This window comes from Halomonas sp. SSL-5 (assembly GCF_030708455.1).
Classification (GTDB): Bacteria; Pseudomonadota; Gammaproteobacteria; order Pseudomonadales; family Halomonadaceae; genus Halomonas.
This window is the reverse complement of the sequence record NZ_JAUYWF010000013.1, coordinates 27,104-44,770: the sequence shown is the minus strand read 5'-3', so window position 1 is coordinate 44,770 and position 17,667 is coordinate 27,104. Positions and strand designations below refer to the sequence as shown.

At 69.2% G+C, this 17,667-nt stretch carries 15 protein-coding genes; 11 read left to right on the top strand and 4 right to left on the bottom strand.

What is annotated here, in order from left to right; all coding sequences use genetic code 11:
• The first annotated feature begins 16 nt into the window (after positions 1-16).
• From RAN53_RS14915 to purC, 3 genes are read left to right on the top strand one after another with little or no spacing between them, the layout of a single operon-like run.
• Entirely contained in the window at positions 17-988 is a 972-nt protein-coding gene (locus RAN53_RS14915; RefSeq protein WP_305797590.1) for a lipoprotein, NlpB, read from the top strand.
• Positions 988-1,794 carry an MBL fold metallo-hydrolase gene (locus RAN53_RS14910; RefSeq protein WP_305797589.1) on the top strand — a complete coding sequence of 269 codons (807 nt, stop codon included), beginning with the start codon at positions 988-990 and terminating at the stop codon, positions 1,792-1,794. The genes RAN53_RS14915 and RAN53_RS14910 overlap by 1 nt, the downstream gene beginning before the upstream one ends.
• A 40-nt stretch (positions 1,795-1,834) precedes the next feature.
• Positions 1,835-2,548, top strand: coding sequence for a phosphoribosylaminoimidazolesuccinocarboxamide synthase (purC, locus tag RAN53_RS14905; RefSeq protein ID WP_305797588.1), 714 nt, complete (start codon positions 1,835-1,837; stop codon positions 2,546-2,548).
• A gap of 57 nt (positions 2,549-2,605) precedes the next feature.
• On the opposite strand, the gene tsaA is transcribed toward purC, so the two are convergent.
• On the bottom strand, positions 2,606-3,346 hold the full coding sequence (gene tsaA, locus RAN53_RS14900; RefSeq protein WP_305797587.1) for a tRNA (N6-threonylcarbamoyladenosine(37)-N6)-methyltransferase TrmO: 741 nt from the start codon (positions 3,344-3,346) through the stop codon (positions 2,606-2,608).
• 101 nt (positions 3,347-3,447) lie between these two features.
• On the opposite strand from tsaA, the gene RAN53_RS14895 reads away from it, so the two are divergent.
• A complete protein-coding gene (locus RAN53_RS14895; protein ID WP_305797586.1) occupies positions 3,448-3,987 on the top strand; it encodes a GNAT family N-acetyltransferase in 540 nt (179 codons plus the stop codon).
• Here RAN53_RS14895 and nadC read toward each other — a convergent pair.
• The gene (gene nadC / locus RAN53_RS14890; RefSeq protein WP_305797640.1) at positions 3,984-4,844 is read right to left on the bottom strand and encodes a carboxylating nicotinate-nucleotide diphosphorylase; all 861 of its coding nucleotides are present in this window, start codon (positions 4,842-4,844) and stop codon (positions 3,984-3,986) included. The genes RAN53_RS14895 and nadC overlap by 4 nt on opposite strands.
• 91 nt (positions 4,845-4,935) lie before the next feature.
• On the opposite strand from nadC, the gene ampD reads away from it, so the two are divergent.
• The 6 genes from ampD to RAN53_RS14860 all read left to right on the top strand — a co-directional run bounded on the left by ampD (position 4,936) and on the right by RAN53_RS14860 (position 13,153).
• Positions 4,936-5,505, top strand: coding sequence for a 1,6-anhydro-N-acetylmuramyl-L-alanine amidase AmpD (gene ampD / locus RAN53_RS14885; RefSeq protein ID WP_305797585.1), 570 nt, complete (start codon positions 4,936-4,938; stop codon positions 5,503-5,505).
• A gap of 335 nt (positions 5,506-5,840) precedes the next feature.
• A complete protein-coding gene (aceE, locus tag RAN53_RS14880; protein WP_305797584.1) occupies positions 5,841-8,519 on the top strand; it encodes a pyruvate dehydrogenase (acetyl-transferring), homodimeric type in 2,679 nt (892 codons plus the stop codon).
• Between the two features lie 58 nt (positions 8,520-8,577).
• Positions 8,578-10,560 carry a pyruvate dehydrogenase complex dihydrolipoyllysine-residue acetyltransferase gene (gene aceF / locus RAN53_RS14875; protein WP_305797583.1) on the top strand — a complete coding sequence of 661 codons (1,983 nt, stop codon included), beginning with the start codon at positions 8,578-8,580 and terminating at the stop codon, positions 10,558-10,560.
• 240 nt (positions 10,561-10,800) lie between these two features.
• Complete coding sequence (gene adk / locus RAN53_RS14870) at positions 10,801-11,457, top strand: adenylate kinase (protein ID WP_305797582.1); 657 nt, start codon at positions 10,801-10,803, stop codon at positions 11,455-11,457.
• Between the two features lie 236 nt (positions 11,458-11,693).
• Positions 11,694-12,398, top strand: a complete 705-nt coding sequence (gene tsaB / locus RAN53_RS14865) for a tRNA (adenosine(37)-N6)-threonylcarbamoyltransferase complex dimerization subunit type 1 TsaB (protein WP_305797581.1) — start codon at positions 11,694-11,696, stop codon at positions 12,396-12,398.
• Entirely contained in the window at positions 12,395-13,153 is a 759-nt protein-coding gene (locus RAN53_RS14860) for a class I SAM-dependent methyltransferase (protein ID WP_305797580.1), read from the top strand. The genes tsaB and RAN53_RS14860 overlap by 4 nt, the downstream gene beginning before the upstream one ends.
• Here RAN53_RS14860 and plsB read toward each other — a convergent pair whose 3' ends face one another.
• On the bottom strand, positions 13,154-15,607 hold the full coding sequence (gene plsB / locus RAN53_RS14855; protein WP_305797579.1) for a glycerol-3-phosphate 1-O-acyltransferase PlsB: 2,454 nt from the start codon (positions 15,605-15,607) through the stop codon (positions 13,154-13,156). It lies immediately after the preceding gene.
• 117 nt (positions 15,608-15,724) lie between these two features.
• Between plsB and RAN53_RS14850 the strand changes: the two genes are divergently transcribed.
• The gene (locus RAN53_RS14850; protein WP_305797578.1) at positions 15,725-16,846 is read left to right on the top strand and encodes a phospholipase D-like domain-containing protein; all 1,122 of its coding nucleotides are present in this window, start codon (positions 15,725-15,727) and stop codon (positions 16,844-16,846) included.
• Between the two features lie 119 nt (positions 16,847-16,965).
• Here the strand turns inward: RAN53_RS14850 and RAN53_RS14845 are convergent, their stop codons facing one another.
• Complete coding sequence (locus tag RAN53_RS14845; RefSeq protein WP_305797577.1) at positions 16,966-17,613, bottom strand: YecA family protein; 648 nt, start codon at positions 17,611-17,613, stop codon at positions 16,966-16,968.
• Positions 17,614-17,667: the final 54 nt, after the last annotated feature.

Here is a 17,667-nt window from a genome sequence, read left to right as displayed (position 1 = left end):
GACCCTGGAGAACTGGATGCAAGGTAGACCCATGAACTCAGCGCTGAAATGGCTGCCGCTGGCGGCGCTCGTCGCCCTGGCCGGTTGTGCCCGTGACGACGGCTATTACCACGACCGCAATATCGACTACGCCGATGCCCGCCAGGCGGCGCCCCTGGTGCTGCCCGAGGGTCGCGATTCGCAGCGCTACCGTGACGCCATGCCGGTGCCCGACGCCGCCGGCAGCTTCCGCGCCAGTGACGACGGCTTCGAGGCGCCTGCCCCGCAGCCGCTGGGCGCCGGGCGTATCGAGCGTGACTTCGTCGAACGCCGCCGCGTGGGCGACGACGCCTGGCTGGTGGTGGCCGCCGCCCCGGACGGCGTCTGGACCCAGCTGGAGGGCTTCGCCCGCAGCCGCGGTCTGGGCGTGGTCGAAAGCGACAGTGCCCGCGGGGTGATCGAGACCCAGCAGGGGCGCCTGAGCGTGCGCCAGGGGCTGCGTGCCGGTGACAGCGAGGTGCGCTGCGACCTGTCCGGGCGCCCGGTGGATGCCTGCCTGGATGCCCTGGCGCAGTACCTCGGCGCACGCAGCGCCACGGCGTCCGGCACCGCCTCCCTGCAGGCCCAGCGGCTGGCCGGCGATGAGCGCCTGAGCCTTGCCCAGCGTGGCGAGGAGTGGGTGGTCGAGGTGCCGCTGGATATCGAGCGTACCTGGGCCGAGCTCGAGTACCAGCTCAAGCAGGACTTCACCGTCGAGGGGAGCCGCGAGCTGCTGGAAAGCACCCCGGCGGACTACTCCCATCGCATTCGCTACCTGCCGCTTTCCGAGCGCCGCGAAGGCTTCTGGAAAGGGTTGGTGTCGTCGGCGTCGCCGCGGGAGATTCGCCTGGTGCTGGAGAGCGAAGGGGCGCAGCGGACCCTGCTGCGCGCCGAGAGCGCCAGCGAGGGCGACCTCAGTGCCGATGATCGACGTGAGCTGCTGGAGCGGGTGGCGAGCCTGCTGCGCTGATGACGGTAGCCTGCAAGAGCGCCGCCCCGCTCGGCGGGCGGCTGCGTTTCGCCTCCCTGGGCAGCGGCAGCAAGGGCAACGCCACCCTGGTCAGCGACGGCGAGACCCACCTGCTGGTGGATTGCGGCTTCACGCTGCGCGAGGCCGAACGCCGGCTGGCCCGGCTGGGCCTGCACCCGCGTCAGCTCGACGCCCTGCTGGTGACCCATGAGCACGGTGACCATATCCGCGGGGTGGGGCCCCTGGCCCGGCGCTACGGGGTGCCGGTGTGGCTGACCCCGGGCACCTGGGCGTCCGGGCGCCTCGGCGAGCTGCCCGAGCGCCACTGGATCACCCCCCAGGCACGGTTTGCCGTGAAGGGCCTGTGCATCGACCCGGTGACCGTGCCCCATGATGCTCGCGAGCCGGTGCAGTTCCGTCTTCAGGGCGGTGGCGGGTGCCATCTGGGGCTGCTCACCGACCTCGGGCATCCCACCGAGCATGTGGTCCAGGCCTTCGCCGGCTGCGACGCCCTGGTGCTGGAGTGCAACCATGACGTGCGCATGCTCGCCGAGGGCCCCTATCCGCCGCGGCTCAAGCGACGGGTGGGGGGCGACTGGGGCCACCTGGCCAACGCCCAGGCGGCGACGCTGCTGGCCCGGCTCGGCCTCGACCGGCTGCAGCGCATCGCCTGTTCGCACCTGTCGGAACACAACAACCGCCCCGAGCTGGCGCTGGAGGCCCTGGTGCCACTGCTCGACGGTGACGATTCGCGGCTGATGGTGGCCTGCCAGGACGATGGCCTGGCGTGGCAGGCCATCGCCTGAGCCTGCAACCTTCCACCTGACCAAGCCTCCGGAGGCTTCCATGGAAAAGCGTCAAGAACTCTACGCCGGCAAGGCCAAGTCGGTCTTTGCCACCGATGACCCGGATCGCGTGATACTCCAGTTCCGCGACGACACCAGCGCCTTCGATGGCGAGCGCATGGAGTCGCTGGCCCGCAAGGGGATGGTCAACAACCGCTTCAACGCCTTCATCATGGAGACGCTGGCCGAGGCGGGCGTGCCCACCCACTTCGAGAAGCGCCTCTCCGATACCGAGAGCCTGGTCAAGGCGCTGGAGATGATCCCGGTGGAGTGCGTGGTGCGCAACCTGGCCGCCGGCGGCCTGGTCAAGCGCCTGGGCGTCACCGAGGGTCAGGAGCTCACGCCCCCCACCTTCGAGCTGTTCCTCAAGAACGACGCCCTGCATGACCCCATGATCAACGAGTCGCTGGCCGAGACCTTCGGCTGGGCGACACCGGAGCAGCTGGCCGAAATGAAGGCGCTGACCTTCAAGGTCAACGCGGTGCTCAAGAAGCTGTTCGCCGATGGCGGCCTGCTGCTGGTGGACTACAAGCTCGAGTTCGGCCTGTTCAAGGGCGGTATCGTGCTGGGCGACGAGTTCTCCCCGGACGGCTGCCGGCTGTGGGACGCCAAGACCCGCGAGAAGCTCGACAAGGACCGCTTCCGCCAGGGCCTCGGCGGCGTGATCGAGGCCTACGAGGAGGTGGGGCGGCGCATCGGCATCGGCTTCGACTGACGTCGCTGCATCGAACCGGCGTCACGCAGGGCCCTATCCAATAGGGCCCTTCGTCGTTCAGGCCGGCACGATGTCCAGCACCTCCAGGGTGGTCGCGCCGTCGCTGGCCGCCACGGCCCGGAAGCGTACGTCCAGGTCGCGCAGGCGCACGCCGTAGCGGCGCGCCTCGCCGCCGTGTCGATAGGCCGGCCGGGGGTCCTGGCTCAGCACTTCCTCGATCAGCGTGCGCAGCGAGGCGCCGTCCTCCCGACTGGCCAGCAGCGCTTCGGCCGCGTGGGTGAAGTGCACCGCCAGCCTGGCGGGCGCCGCGGGGGCGAAGCCCGCGCGGGCCTCGGGCCTGGCCTCGGCCCAGGGCAGGTAGGGCTTGATATCGAGGACCGGGGTGCCGCTCACCAGGTCGGCGCCGGCGAGCTGCAGCCTGACACCGTGGCGGGTGTCGATCGCGACCAGCTCGACCAGCGACAGCCCCAGGCGGTTGGGGCGGTGGGTGCTGCGGCTGGCGAAGACCCCGATCTTGCGGTTACCCCCCAGGCGCGGCGGGCGCACCAGCGGCGTCCAGCCCTCGGGCCCGGTTCGTTCAGGGCTGAGGTGGAAGAGGAAGGTGAGCCACAGGTGGCTGAACTCCTCCAGTCCGCGCACCGCCAGGGGGTCGTCGTAGGGGGACAGCAGGCGGAGCGTGGCGCGGGCCGACGGGGCCAGGCCGGGCTGGCGAGGCACGCCGAACTTGTCGGGGAAGTCGCTCTCGATGACGCCGATAGGCGACAGGGTGACGTCGGGGAGGGGGGCTGGATCGCTCATGGCCGGCATTATGCCTGGCCTCCGGCGGGGCGGCGACCGCAGTTGGCCTGTCGGCCGGCGTTGTGTAGTCTTTCGGCAACATCCAGCGTGGCGAGATTCCCATGAACGAGACTGTTGTAGCGCCGGGCGATGCGCCCCGGTGTCGTCGCGCCCCGCGGATTCGCTACCGCGAGGCCCTGGCGCGAGACGCCGGCGACCAGGCCGAGGTCTTCCACCATGCGGTGATGCAGGGCGCCGCGGCGCACTACACCCGGGCGCAGCGTGAGGCCTGGGTTTCGGCGCTGCCACGAGACGCCAGCGCCTGGGCCGCGCGCCAGGCCCTCTACACGACCCTGGTGGCGGACTGTGATGGTCGTTGCGTGGGTTTCCTCGAACTGGAACCCCACCGCGGGCGCATCGTGACGCTCTATGTCTGGCCGTCGCTGGCACGGCGCGGCATCGGGTCGACGCTGCTGGTCCATGCCGAGCGAATGCTGATCGAGCGGGGGCTGGGCCGTGCCAGCATCGAGGCGAGCCTGATGCTGGCCGAGGGCCTCGTGCGCCGCGGCTGGCGCGACCTGGGCGAGGAGTGGGTGGAGCGCGGCGGTGAGCGGCTGTCGCGTCACCGCCTGGAGCGGTCGCTGGTGGCGCTGGAAACCTAGTCCATCAGGCGCATGGAGAGGTCGATCGCCTTGAGATCCTTGGTCAGTGCGCCGCTGGAGATGCAGTCGACCCCGGTCTCGGCGATGGCGCGCAGCGTGCTCTCGTCGACATTGCCGGAAGCCTCCAGGGTCGCCCGGCCGGCGGTGCGGCGCACCGCCTCGCGCATCTCGTCGAGGCCGAAGTTGTCGAGCATGATCACGTCGGCCCCGGCATCCAGCGCCTGCTCCAGCTCGTCGAAGGTCTCCACCTCTACCTCCACCGGCAGGTCGCTGGCGATGCGCCGCGCCTCGCGTACCGCCGCCTCGATGCCGCCGCAGGCCGCAATATGGTTCTCCTTGATCAGGAAGGCATCCCATAGCCCGATGCGATGATTGTGGCCCCCGCCGCAGGCCACCGCATACTTCTGGGCCAGGCGCAGGCCGGGCAGGGTCTTGCGGGTATCCAGCAGGCGCACGCCGGTGTCCGCGATCAGCTCGACGTAGTGGCGGGTGTGGGTGGCGGTGGCGGACAGGGTCTGCAGCAGGTTGAGTGCCGCGCGCTCACCGGTCAGCAGGCTGCGCGCGGAGCCCTCCAGCTCGAGGAAGCATTGGCCGGCGTCCAGGGCGTCGCCGTCGGCGGCCTGCCAGCGCAGCGCCACCGTGGGGTCCAGGCGCCGGAACAGCTCGTCGACCCAGGCCACCCCGCACAGCACGCAGGCCTCGCGGGTGATGACCCGCGCCCGGGCGAGCTGCTCGGCGGGAATCAGTCCCGCGGTGATGTCGCCGGGGCCGACGTCCTCGGCGAGCAGGCGCGCGGCGGCATCGCGGATCTCTTCGACGAGCTTGGTGTGATAGGGCAGGGTGTCCTGATAGTCCATACGGGTCACTCGCGAGGTTGGCGTGGGGTGGCCGGGGTGGTCGTGGACGTCCATTATAGGGAATCCACTCCGGTCACGTCAGGGGAGACGCATGGCAATCGAACAGGGCTGGCTGGCTTCGGCGCGGCGGGTGCCATCACCCAACTACGATGAGCGGCCGCAAGGAGAGGTGTCGCTGCTGGTGCTGCACTCCATCAGCCTGCCCCCCGGGGAATTTGGCGGCGAGCATATCGAGCGGCTGTTCACCAATCGCCTGGATCCCGACACCCACCCCTTCTTCGCTTCCCTGCGGGGGCTGCGTGTTTCGGCTCACCTGCTGATTCGCCGCGATGGCGAGTGCGTGCAGTTCGTGCCGTTCCATCGCCGCGCCTGGCATGCCGGGCGCTCCTGCTGGCGCGACGGCGACCGCTGGCGCCATGCCCTCAATGACTTCGCCATCGGCATCGAGCTGGAGGGCAACGAGGTCTCGGCCTACTCCGGCGCGCAGTATGATCGCCTGGCCGAGGTGACCCTCGACCTCTTCGCCGCCTACCCGGCACTGGGTGCGTCGCGCGTCACGGGCCACGCGCGGGTGGCGCCGCTGCGCAAGAGCGATCCGGGGCCCGCCTTCGACTGGGCCTACTACCGCCAGCGGCTGGCCGGACACGCGTGCGTCGAATGAGCCGCGGGCCAGCGTGCCCCGGCCGGATCGCTCGCTCGCTTCATACGGTAGTTTAGCTACATCTCCTTGACCTTCGTCGAGTTTCCCGCTGATGGTGTCGCTAACTCTTTGTGCTGCGGTGCGGTGTGGATTATATGGAAATCCATTCCACAGAAACTTGCTTTGGCAGGAGGCGAGGTATACGGTATCTTTCGCACAGAAACGGCGGTTTTTTTGCGTCGTAACGTAATAAAATTACACAAAAATCGGGGCGCGCCATCTCTCTGACGAGAGGGCGCCCTGCTTCCCGCGCAGCAGCGGGCACGCAACATCCATCGTCATTCGGAGAGACGTCTATGAGTCTGGAGGCAAGAGAGGATCTCGACCCGGTCGAGACCGCAGAGTGGTTGGAATCCCTCGAATCGGTCTTGGATCATGAGGGCGAGGAGCGCGCCCGGCACCTGCTCACCCGCCTGGCCGACCGCCTGCGGCGCGACGGGACGCAGCCCCCCTTCTCGGCGACCACGCCCCACCGCAATACCATTCCGGTGCATCGCGAGGCGCCGATGCCGGGCGACCTCTTCATGGAGCGCAAGATCCGCTCGATGATCCGCTGGAACATGGCGGCGATGGTCACCCGGGCCAACCGCAAGCACAAGGGTATCGGCGGCCACCTGGCCAGCTACATGTCCAGCGCGACGCTCTATGAGGTGGGCTTCAACCACTTCTTTCGCGCCGCCAACGGCGACTTCAAGGGCGACCTGGTGTTCATCCAGGGCCACAGCTCCCCGGGCATCTATGCCCGTGCCTTCCTCGAGGGGCGCCTCACCGAAGACCAGATGGACAAGTATCGCCAGGAGGTCGATGGCGATGGCCTCTCGTCCTATCCGCACCCCTGGCTGATGCCCGACTTCTGGCAGCTGCCCACGGTCTCCATGGGTCTGGGCCCGATCATGTCCATCTATCAGGCCCACGTGATGAAGTACCTGGATCAGCGTGGCCTGCAGCCGATGCAGGACCGCAAGATCTGGTGCTTCATGGGCGATGGCGAATGCGACGAGCCGGAGTCCCTGGGGGCCATCCACCTGGCCAGCCGCGAGAAGCTCGACAACCTGATCTTCGTGATCAACTGCAACCTGCAGCGCCTCGACGGTCCGGTGCGCGGCAACTCGCGGATCATGGACGAGCTCGAGGGCGTGTTCCGCGGTGCCGGCTGGAACGTGATCAAGGTGGTCTGGGGCCGCCTGTGGGATCCGCTCTTCGAGAAGGACAAGAAGGGCGTGCTGCAGAAGGTCATGGACGAGACCGTCGATGGCGAGTACCAGAACTGCAAGTCCAATGGCGGCGCCTATACCCGGGAGAACTTCTTCGGCAAGTACCCCGAGACCGCCGAGATGGTCAAGGACTTGTCCGACGAGGATATCTGGAAGCTCAACCGCGGCGGCCATGACCCGTTCAAGGTCTATGCGGCCTATCACCAGGCGGTGAACAACGCCAACGGGCGTCCCACCGTGGTGCTGGCGCATACCGTCAAGGGCTATGGCCTGGGTGCCGACGGTGGCGAGGCGGACAACGAGGCCCACCAGGTCAAGTCCATCGACGACCCGGAGGTGCTCAAGCGCTTCCGCGACCGCTTCGGCATCCCGGTCTCCGACCAGGAGATCGAGCACGAGATCCCCTATTACAAGCCGGCCGACGACACGCCGGAGATGCGCTACATGCATCTCCAGCGCGAACGCTTGGGTGGCTACCTGCCGGCTCGCCAGCACGACTTCGAGGCGCTGGACATCCCCGGCCTGGACGACAAGATCTTCGCCAGCCAGATGGGTGGCTCCAAGGGCCGCGAGGTCTCCACCACCATGGCCTTCGTGCGGGTCCTCAACGGCCTGGTCAAGCACAAGGGCTTCGGCAAGCAGGTGGTGCCCATCGTGCCCGACGAGGCGCGGACCTTCGGCATGGAGGGCATGTTCCGCCAGCTCGGCATCTACACCTCCGAGGGCCAGAAGTACGAGCCCATGGACAAGGGCCAGCTGATGTTCTATCGCGAGGACAAGGCCGGCCAGGTGCTCGAGGAGGGCATCACCGAGGCGGGGGCCATGTCCTCGTGGATCGCCGCGGCCACCTCCTACGCCAACCACGGCCTGCCGCTGCTGCCGTTCTACATCTACTACTCGATGTTCGGCTTCCAGCGCATCGGCGACCTGGCCTGGGCGGCCGGTGACCTGCAGGCGCGTGGCTTCCTGGTGGGCGGTACCGCCGGGCGCACCACGCTCAACGGCGAGGGCCTGCAGCACCAGGATGGCCACAGCCACCTGCAGGCGTCGATGATCCCCAACTGCCGCAGCTACGACCCGACCTATGCCCACGAGGTGGCGGTGATCGTGCAGAGCGGCCTGAAGCGGATGTTCGTCGACAAGGAGCCCTGCTTCTACTACCTGACGGTGATGAACGAGAACTACGAGCAGCCCGAGCTCGAGGAGGTGCCTGCCGAGGAGATCATCAAGGGCATGTACCTGCTGCGCGAGACCCAGGGCGACAAGGCCCGCGTGCAGCTGATGGGCTCCGGCACCATCCTGCGCGAGGTCGAGGCCGCCGCCGAACTGCTGCGTGACGACTGGGGCGTTGGCGCCGACATCTGGAGCGTGACCAGCTTCAACGAGCTGCGCCGCGAGGCGCTGGCCCTGGATCGCGAGGCGTTCCTCAACCCCGAGGCCGAGCCGGGCAAGCCCCACGTGACGCGCTGCCTCGAGGGGCGTCAGGGGCCGGCCATCGCCTCCACCGATTACATGCGGTTGTTCGCCGATCAGGTGCGTGCCTGGGTGCCCACCGAGTACCACGTGCTGGGCACGGACGGCTTCGGCCGCTCCGATACCCGCGAGAAGCTGCGCGAGTTCTTCGAGGTCGACCGCCACTTCGTGGTGGTGGCCGCGCTCAAGGCGCTGGCCGAGCGCGGCGAGCTCGAGCGCAAGGTGATCGGCGAGGCGTTGAAGAAGTACGACATCGATCCGGCCAAGCCGAATCCGCTGACCGACTGATCCGGTGGGGCGGGCGGATGCCCGCCCCTTCCAGGCACGATTTGGAAGGAGCGCGACCTTGAGTAGCGAAATCATCAAAGTACCGGACATCGGCGGCGATACCGATGTGGAGATCATCGAGATCGCGGTGTCGGAAGGCGACGTCATCGAGGCCGAGGACACCCTGATTACCCTGGAATCCGACAAGGCCAGCATGGATGTGCCCTCGCCCAAGGGCGGCAAGGTGGCCCGGGTGCTGGTGAAGGAGGGCGATACCGTCTCCGAGGGTGACGATATCGTCGAACTGGAGGTCGAGGGTGGCGGCGATGCCGCACCGGCGGCCGACCAGGCCGAGAAGCAGGCCGAACAGGCTCCCGAAAAGGCGCCCGAGCCCGCCGCCGAGAAGCCCGCCGCCAAGGCCGGCGGCGGCAAGCGCACCGTGGAGATCACCGTGCCCGACCTGGGCGGCGACAGCGACGTCGAGGTGATCGACGTGGCCGTGGCCGAGGGCGACGAGATCGACCTCGAGGCGCCGCTGATCACCCTGGAGTCCGACAAGGCCTCCATGGACGTGCCGAGCCCCTATGCCGGCAAGCTGGTCTCCCTGACCGTCAAGGAGGGCGATACCGTCTCCGAGGGCGATGTCATCGGCACCATGGAGATCGTCGAGGAGGGCGGCGAGGCGGCGGAGGCCCAGGCGCCCGCGGCGAGCGAGCCGGCACCTGCCGCCGAGCCGGAGCCCGAGCCCGCTCAGCAGGCCGGCGGTGAGCCTCAGCGCCAGGAGGTCCGCGTCCCGGACCTGGGCGGCGCCAGCGACGTGCCGATCATCGAGGTGGCCGTGGCCGTGGGCGACGAGGTGGAGGCAGAGGCGCCGCTGATCACCCTGGAGTCCGACAAGGCCTCCATGGACGTGCCCAGCCCGCTCAAGGGCAAGCTGGTGGAACTGGCCGTCAAGGAGGGTGACAGCGTCTCCGAGGGTGACCTGATCGGCTATATCGAGACGGCCGCTGCCAAGCCGGCCGCCGGCAAGCCGAGCGCGAAGACGGCCGAGTCGCCCAGGGCCGAGAAGCCCGCGCCGACGCCCGCCGGCACGCCGAGCCCGGAGGCCGAGATGGCGGCCCACAAGCCTCGCGACGGCAAGCTGGTGCACGCCGGCCCCGCGGTGCGCATGCTGGCCCGGGAGCTGGGCGTCGACCTGGCGCTGGTCAAGCCCAGCGGTCCCAAGGAGCGCGTGCTCAAGGAGGATGTCCACGCCTACGTCAAGCAGGTGATGGCCAACCAGGGCAAGGCCCAGGCACCCGCCGGTGCCTCCGCGGCGGGCGGTTCGGGCATTCCGCCGATCCCCGATCAGGACTTCAGCCAGTTCGGCGAGGTGGAAGAGAAGCCCATGGGGCGCCTGATGAAGATGGGCGCCACCAACCTCCATCGCAGCTGGGTCAACCTGCCCCATGTCACCCAGTTCGACGAGGCGGACATCACCGAGCTGGAGGCCTTCCGCAAGTCGATGAAGGCCGAGGCGGAGGCCCAGGGCGCCAAGCTCACGCCGCTGCCCTTCCTGATCAAGGCGTGTGCCTTCGCGCTGCGCCAGTACCCGCAGTTCAACGTCAGCCTGAAGAGCGACGGCGAGACGCTGGTGCACAAGAAGTACGTGCATATCGGCATCGCCGTGGACACGCCGGACGGCCTGATGGTGCCGGTGATCCGCGATGCCGACAGGAAGTCGCTGATCGACCTGGCCAAGGAGTCGGTGGAGCTGGCCGGCAAGGCGCAGAAGAAGAAGCTCAAGCGCGAGGAGATGACCGGTGGCTGCTTCACGATCTCCAGCCTGGGCTCCATCGGCGGCACCGCCTTCACCCCGATCGTCAACGCCCCGGAGGTGGCCATCCTCGGCATCTCCAAGGCGTCGATGAAGCCGGTGTGGGACGGCGCCGCCTTCCAGCCGCGGCTGATGATGCCGCTGTGCCTCTCCTATGACCACCGCGCCGTCAACGGCGCCGATGCGGCGCGCTTCACCGCGCTGCTGGGTCAGCTGCTGACCGATATCCGTCGGCTGCTGCTGTAGGACGCGGGTTCGGGTCCGCTAGACGACGGCGCCTGCGGGCGCCGTCGTCATTTTCGGCCTCCGCACGGATGCCAAGACCAAAGTGCTATTCGGCTGGAGGTCATTGAAATGCAACGCGCTTTTCGAGCATGGAGGGGCGCCGGGAGGGGCCGGTGCTTGTGCTGGTCGTGGGCCGCGGTTATCGTTCCCTTCCCAAGAATTCTTCATAGCTGACAACCACTTGACCACGAGGACTCTACCATGCGTTTGATCCTGTTGGGCGCCCCCGGTGCCGGCAAGGGCACCCAGGCCCAGTTCATCTGCGAGCGCTTCAACATTCCGCAGATCTCCACCGGTGACATGCTGCGTACCGCCGTCAAGGAGGGCAGCGAGCTGGGCGTCAAGGTCAAGGAGATCATGAACAGTGGTGGCCTGGTGTCCGACGACATCATCATCGCCCTGGTCAAGGAGCGTATCGCCCAGCCGGACTGCGCCAACGGCTTCCTGTTCGATGGTTTCCCGCGCACCATTCCCCAGGCCGACGCCATGAAGGAGGCCCGGGTCAAGCTCGACCATGTGCTGGAGATCGCCGTGGATGACGAGGAGATCGTCAGCCGCCTGGCGGGGCGGCGCGTGCATCCGGGCTCCGGGCGTGTCTACCACGTCGACCACAACCCGCCGAAGGAGGCGGGCAAGGACGACGTCACCGGCGAGGCGCTGATCCAGCGCGACGACGACCGCGAGTCCACCGTGCGCAACCGCCTGGCGGTCTACCACGAGCAGACCGCGCCGCTGGTCGACTACTACCAGGCATGGGCCGAGCAGGACGCCGAGGCCGCGCCGGCCTACCACCGCGTCGAGGGCATCGGCAGCGTCGACGACATCAAGGCGCAGGTGCTCAAGGCCTTGGAGGGCTGACTTCAGGCGGAACAGGACAAGGCTCCGCGGGGCGCCGGGGATAGGCCGAAGAGGAGGTCCTACGCCAGGGATGGCGTCGGTAGCGTACAGGGATGTATTTACAGCGCCTCCTCGCAGGCCTGTCGCCGGATCAGCCCCGTTTACCGTAGTATTTGGTTGGCCCGCTTTTGCGGGCCATCGTCGTTATGGGCCCGGCCGCGTATACTGGCGGCCCGTTTTCCCGAGATGGTGACCCCATGTCGATCCTGCTGGCCCTGGATGCCTCCTCGAGCGCCTGCTCCGCCGCCCTGCTGCGGCGACGTCCCGGCGCCGACGATGAACTGCTCTCCCGCTTCGCGCTGACCCCTCGCGAGCACACCCGGCGCCTGCTGCCCATGGTCGACGAGGTGCTGGCCGAGGCCGGGGTGGCCCCCGCCGAGCTCGACGCCATCGCCTATGGCCATGGTCCGGGCTCCTTCACCGGCCTGCGCATCGCCGCGGGGGCCGCCCAGGGCCTCGCCTACGGCCTCGACCGGCCGCTGATCGGGGTCTCCACCCTGGCGGCCCTGGCGCTGGGGGCCCACCGTCGCCACCACTTCCGCTGGCTGGTCACCGCCCTGGATGCGCGCATGGGCGAGATCTACGTGGCCGCCTGGCAGTGCCGCGATGGCCTGCCGGAGCGGCTTCTCGACGAAGCGGTCATGGCGCCGGAGCGGCTGCGACTGCCGGCGGGCCACGACGACCATGACTGGGTCGGAGTGGGCTCCGGATGGACGCTGCTCGAGCGCATGCCCGCCGAGGTGCAGGCCGGGCTCGGCCAGCACCTGCCCGAGGTGGAAGCGGACGCCGCCGACATGGCGCTGCTCGCCATGCATGAACTGGAGAGCGGCGGTGGGCAGCCGGCGCACCTCGCCCAGCCGGTCTACCTGCGCAACGAGGTGGCGTGGAAGAAGGCAAGATGAGCGCTCCCGTGGCGGTGCAGGGGGAGGCGCTGGCGGCGCTGGCCGAACGGCTCGGGTTGCCCTTCGCCCAGGCCGCCGAACTCTTCCTCGTGCGGCAAGAGGATCGCCTGGTGCTGGCCGGCGACGCCCGGCGCTACGGCCATCCGCTGGCGGTGGACTTCACCGCCGGCCGGGCCGCCCACCGCCGCCGTTTCGGCGGTGGGCGAGGGCAGCTCATCGCCCGCGCCTGCGGCATCTCCCAGGGGGTGACGCCCGCCGTGGTGGACGCCACCGCCGGCCTGGGGCGTGACGCCTTCGTGCTGGCGAGCCTGGGGGCTTCGGTGCTGCTCGTGGAGCGGGTGGCGGCCATCTTCGCCCTGCTCGAGGATGGCCTGGCCAGGGCGCTGGCCGATGCCGACACCGCCGAGATCGCCGCGCGCATGCAACTGGTCCACGGTGATGCCGGCCGCGATCTCGACGCCCTGGTGGGTGAGGCGGGGTTTCCTCCCCAGGTGATCCATCTGGACCCGATGTTTCCCCATCGCGAGAAGTCGGCGCTGGTCAAGAAGGAGATGCGCCTGTTCCGGACCCTGGCCGGCGACGATGCCGACGCGCCGCGGTTGCTGGAGGCGGCGCTGGATGTCGCCACCCATCGGGTGGTGGTCAAGCGGCCGAGGAAGGCGCCGCCGATCGCCGGGCCCGCCCCGCGTCACGTCATCGAGGGCAAGACCAGCCGCTACGATCTCTATGTGCACCGTAGCCTGAAGGCCGGCTGATCAGTCGCCGCGCAGGGTGATCAGCTGCAGGCGGTGGCGAAGGGCAGGGTCGAACAGGCGGCGCGAGCGCCTGGCCGCCTCGCGCAGTCGGTCATCGAACACCAGCAGGCCCTCGGGATCGCGCCATAGCCAGCCCTCCAGCGCCAGGCTCTCCACCAGCCTGACGAACAGCCGCGTGTCGAAGAATTCCGGGGCGTCGAGCCCCGAGAGCAGCGCCAGCCGCTCGGCGAGCAGTCGGCTGTGCTCGGCCAGCGCGTCGGCGGTGAGACGCCCCGGCCCCTCGTGTATCAACACCGCGAGCAGCAGGTAGCCACGCTCCAGCGATGGCTGCATCAGCTGCCCCAGCAGGTCGAGGCTCTCGCCGGCCTCCAGGCGGTCGTCGGGGCGCTGCCAGCCATCACCGCCGACCGGCTCCAGCAGCTCAAGCTCGACCAGGGTGTCGAGCATCGCCGCCAGTGCCTCGCGCAGGGCAGCGGGCGGGGTCACCATCAGCTCCCGGGCGAGAATCGGCCAGCCGGGGGTCAGCAGGGCTTCCAGTGCATCCAGCTGGTGCCGCGGCTGGTGGCGGAAGGCGAAGGCGGTGAGCCCGGCCAGGGCGAAGAGGTGCAGTACGTTGTTGCGATACCAGCCCAGCCGGCTGGCCTGGTCGGCGTCGACGAGCAGGATGTCGCCCAGCGACTGCTCGCGGCGCTGGATCATGCCCAGCGCCAGGGCATGGGCGATCCACTCTGCCGGCTCTTCCTCCGGGAGGCTCACCCGCTCGCCGCCGGGCAGGCGCCGCTGCAGCGCCGCCAGCAGCGCCAGCTGGCGCTCCATCAGCCGCTCCTCGATGGCGTGATGGGGGGTGGCCAGCAGCACCAGGGCGACCAGGTTGACCGGGTTGAGGGCGGCGGCGGCGTTGATGCGCCGACACAGCGTCTCGCCCAGCCGCGGTACCAGCTCGCCCAGCCACGCCGGGCGCTCCTCGGTGCGGTGCCGCCAGCCCAGGCCCAGCGTCTCGTCCAGGTAGTCGGCCACCGCCAGCGGCTCGCCGACGTTGACGGTGACCCGGCCGAAGGGCTGGCGCAGCTTGCCCAGCACCCGCAGCAGTGACAGCGGGGTCTCCTTGTGCTTCCTGCCACCACGCAGCTCGCGCTGGTAGCTGGAGCCCTCGATCACCCGCTCGTAGCCGATATAGACCGGCACGAAGGCCAGTGGCTGCGCCTGGCCGGCGGCATGGCTGCGCAGGAAGGAGCGCAGCGTCATGGCCAGCATGCCGGGACGCGCCGGCAGCATGCGGCCGCTGCGCGAGCGGCCGCCTTCCATGAAGTACTCCAGCGGATGACCGCGGGCGATCAGGCGGTGCAGGTATTCGTTGAATACCGCTGCGTAGAGGCGGTTGTCGCGGAAGCTGCGGCGCAGGAAGAAGGCGCCGCCGCGGCGCAGTAGCGGGCCGATCAGCGGCATGTCCAGGTTGCGCCCGGCGGCGATATGCGGCGGCATCAGGCCCTCCTGGTAGAGCACGTAGGAGAGCAGCAGATAGTCGACATGACTGCGGTGGCAGGGCACGTAGACCAGGGTGTGGTCCTCGGCCAGCGGCTTGATCGCCTCCAGGCCGCGCACGTCGACCCCGTCATAGAGCCGGTTCCACAGTCGGCGCAGCAGGCCATCCATGAAGCGCAGCACCGGATAGGTCATGTTGGAGGCGATCTCGTGGCCGTAGCGGCGCGCGCGCCGTTCCAGTCGCGGTCGGGCGTGGCGACCCTCACCGGCCAGTTCGTCGATCACCCGGCCGACCTCGGGGCTCGACGCCACCCCTTCGATCAGGGTGCGGCGATGTGAGAGGTCCGGGCCCAGCACCCGGGTGCGCATCCGGCGGAAGTGCACGCGCAACAGGCGTGCCGCCTTGCGATTGGTGAGCGCCGGGTCGCGGCCGTCATGCAGCTGGCGCAGCATCAGTGGGGCGCCGAAGTGCACCTCCACGCTGCGCCGGTTGACCAGCACCGAGAGGGCGCGGCGCAGGCGGCCGGTCAACTGCCAGTTGTCCGCGGCGACCATCCGCCAGAAGCCGAATCGCTTGCCCGGCGCGCGCCCCCAGAAGATGCTGACCGGCACCAGCTGCACCTCGAGCGCCGGGTCGGCCTCGAGGCGTTCGATCAGCGTCTCGAAGGGTGGTTCGTGGCACGCGCCGCGGCGCCGCCGACGTGGCCGCGGCAGGGCCAGGCTGCCGGGAAGTTTTCGTCCGGCGAGGCGCCGTGGCCGTTCGGCGGCCGGGAGGCCGTGACGGGAGGTCAGCGCGCCGAGCAGCCAGGCATCGCTCCAGGCGGGGCGGGGCAGGACATAGATCACCGGCAGGTCCGGGACGACCCCCAGGTCATCGGGAGATGGCTCGATCAGGCGCGGCCGGACCCAGGCGGCGATCACGCGGGTCATGGCCGCGCGCAGGGGGGTGGTCAGGGTGTGCAGCAAGGCCATCCGTTTGCCCCGGGCGCAGGAAAGGGAGAGGAAAGGCCAGTATAGTCATCGGGAGACGCCGGGTCAGTGGCGACTCGGAACGACGGGACATGTGACGACGTGGACAGGGATACGGCCATGCACGGGATCTGGCGAGACGGCAATGACTTCGAGCTGCTCCCCGAGGCGAGCCGCTTCCTGCCGGCGATGTTCGAGGCCATCGACCAGGCGCGGGCGTCGATCCTGATCGAGCTCTACCTGATGGAGTCGGGGCGGCTGGCGTCGGCGCTGATCGATGCTCTGGTCAGAAGCGCCGAGCGCGGCGTGACGGTGCTCCTGCTGCTCGACGGCTACGGTGCCATGGGCCTGTCGGGGCACGATCGCGAGCGACTGGAGGCGGGCGGCGTGGCCCTTCGCTTCTTCAACCCGCTGGGCCTCCACTCCCTGGCGCGCAACCTGACCCGTGACCATCGCAAGCTGGTGGTGGTCGACGGCCGCATCGCCTTCACCGGCGGCTTCGGTGCCGTGGACGCGTTTCTCGACGCCTGGTACGAGGTGGCGGTGCGCATCCGGGGGCCGGTGGTGGCCGACTGGGTTCGGTTGTTCAGCCGCCTGTGGGACTCTCCGCTGACCCGTGGCCCCGGGCCCGCGGGACTGGTACGCGGGCTGTCCACCGCGACCCGCGCCGAGGATGGCTACCGCGGCATGCGCGGCCGGGCAATATGGGGGCAGGGTTACCGCTACCAGGCAATCCGCCACTCGCTGCATGGCCGAGTGGAGACCGCCCGCCGCCGCATCTGGATCTGCACACCCTACTTCGCCCCCACCTTCACCCTGCGCCTGCGCCTGGCGAGGGCGGCCCGGCGGGGCATCGATGTGCGCCTGCTGCTGCCCGGGAAGCATCACGACCACCCCGGCGTGCGCTATGCCGGGCAGCGCTTCTACGGGCGCCTGCTCAAGGCGGGGGTGCGCATCTTCGAGTTCCAGCCGACCTTCATCCACGCCAAGGTGTCGCTGGCCGACGACTGGGTCAGCCTCGGCTCCTGCAACTTCGACCACTGGAGCCTGCACTGGAACCTGGAGGCCAACCAGGAGGTGGACGACAGACGCTTCGCCGGCGACGTGGCGGCGATGTTCGAGCACCACTTCACCGCCAGCCACGAGATCGAGCCCAGGGTCTGGGCGCGCCGCCCGCTCTGGCAGCGCCTCAAGGAGTGGCTGTTCGGTACCCTGGACGGGGTGCTGACCCGGCTTAGATAAGCTGCAGGAGCCCGGTTGCGCCTTCAGGGGACAGGCCCCGGCCAAATCGCCTCGGCTCGCCTTGGTGCACTTTGCTTACGGTTTTCCTTCCGCCGGGGCCTGTCCCCAGAGGCTTGCGGCTATCGCTTGCCACCTTTCCTGCCGCCGGCGGGCTTCTTGCGTCGCGGGGTGGGCTTGGGGGTTTCCGGCGGCACCCGATAGTGGAGGTAGAGGTCGAGCACCAGCTCGGGGAGTTGCCTCACCAGCCCCTCGAGGCGCGCAGAATCGGCGACGAACTCCGCCATGTCGGGCTCCTCGTCGAACAGGCCCGAGAGCGCCATGAAGGGCAGCAGCAGGGCGGCGGCGGCCTCCTCGTCCTCCTCGAACCAGGCCGCCTCGTCGAGGAAGACACCTTCCATGAAGCCGGCGCACCAGTCGCCGATCGGCGTCTCCTCCGGGGCAATGCCATCCAGGGTCGCCTCGAAGGGCAGCTCCGGCAGCAGGCCCTGCTCCAGGGCGGCGATGGCGTTATGGCGCAGCCGTTCCAGCAGGCCGAGGATGGCCTCGCGCTCGTTGTCGTCGCTGAAGTCCGGCTCCCCCTGGAACAGCTCCGCCACCCAGGCCGCCGGCGGCACCTCCCGGGGACTGACGGCCAGGGCCACCAGGAAGCCGTGGGTGCCGATCAGGTCCAGGGCGTCCTCGGAGACCCGCTCCGAGGCCAGGAAGTCGTCGAGATGGTCGAGTTGGTCATCGTCGAGCAGGGGTTCGGGCTGCGGGGTATCGGTCATCGAGACTCTCTCACGCTGGTTGACGGACGCACGCGGGTGACCGGGCTTTACGCC

Bases quoted from the DNA above. Each gene is read 5' to 3' on its own strand.
- RAN53_RS14860 (WP_305797580.1), top strand. From the start codon at position 12,395: ATGAGCGCTCCCGTGGCGGTGCAGGGGGAGGCGCTGGCGGCGCTGGCC.
- RAN53_RS14850 (WP_305797578.1), top strand. From the start codon at position 15,725: ATGCACGGGATCTGGCGAGACGGCAATGACTTCGAGCTGCTCCCCGAG.
- adk (WP_305797582.1), top strand. From the start codon at position 10,801: ATGCGTTTGATCCTGTTGGGCGCCCCCGGTGCCGGCAAGGGCACCCAG.
- ampD (WP_305797585.1), top strand. From the start codon at position 4,936: ATGGCAATCGAACAGGGCTGGCTGGCTTCGGCGCGGCGGGTGCCATCA.
- purC (WP_305797588.1), top strand. From the start codon at position 1,835: ATGGAAAAGCGTCAAGAACTCTACGCCGGCAAGGCCAAGTCGGTCTTT.
- RAN53_RS14915 (WP_305797590.1), top strand. From the start codon at position 17: ATGCAAGGTAGACCCATGAACTCAGCGCTGAAATGGCTGCCGCTGGCG.
- RAN53_RS14895 (WP_305797586.1), top strand. From the start codon at position 3,448: ATGAACGAGACTGTTGTAGCGCCGGGCGATGCGCCCCGGTGTCGTCGC.
- RAN53_RS14845 (WP_305797577.1), bottom strand. From the start codon at position 17,613: ATGACCGATACCCCGCAGCCCGAACCCCTGCTCGACGATGACCAACTC.
- nadC (WP_305797640.1), bottom strand. From the start codon at position 4,844: ATGGACTATCAGGACACCCTGCCCTATCACACCAAGCTCGTCGAAGAG.
- RAN53_RS14910 (WP_305797589.1), top strand. From the start codon at position 988: ATGACGGTAGCCTGCAAGAGCGCCGCCCCGCTCGGCGGGCGGCTGCGT.
- tsaA (WP_305797587.1), bottom strand. From the start codon at position 3,346: ATGAGCGATCCAGCCCCCCTCCCCGACGTCACCCTGTCGCCTATCGGC.
- plsB (WP_305797579.1), bottom strand. From the start codon at position 15,607: ATGGCCTTGCTGCACACCCTGACCACCCCCCTGCGCGCGGCCATGACC.
- tsaB (WP_305797581.1), top strand. From the start codon at position 11,694: ATGTCGATCCTGCTGGCCCTGGATGCCTCCTCGAGCGCCTGCTCCGCC.
- aceE (WP_305797584.1), top strand. From the start codon at position 5,841: ATGAGTCTGGAGGCAAGAGAGGATCTCGACCCGGTCGAGACCGCAGAG.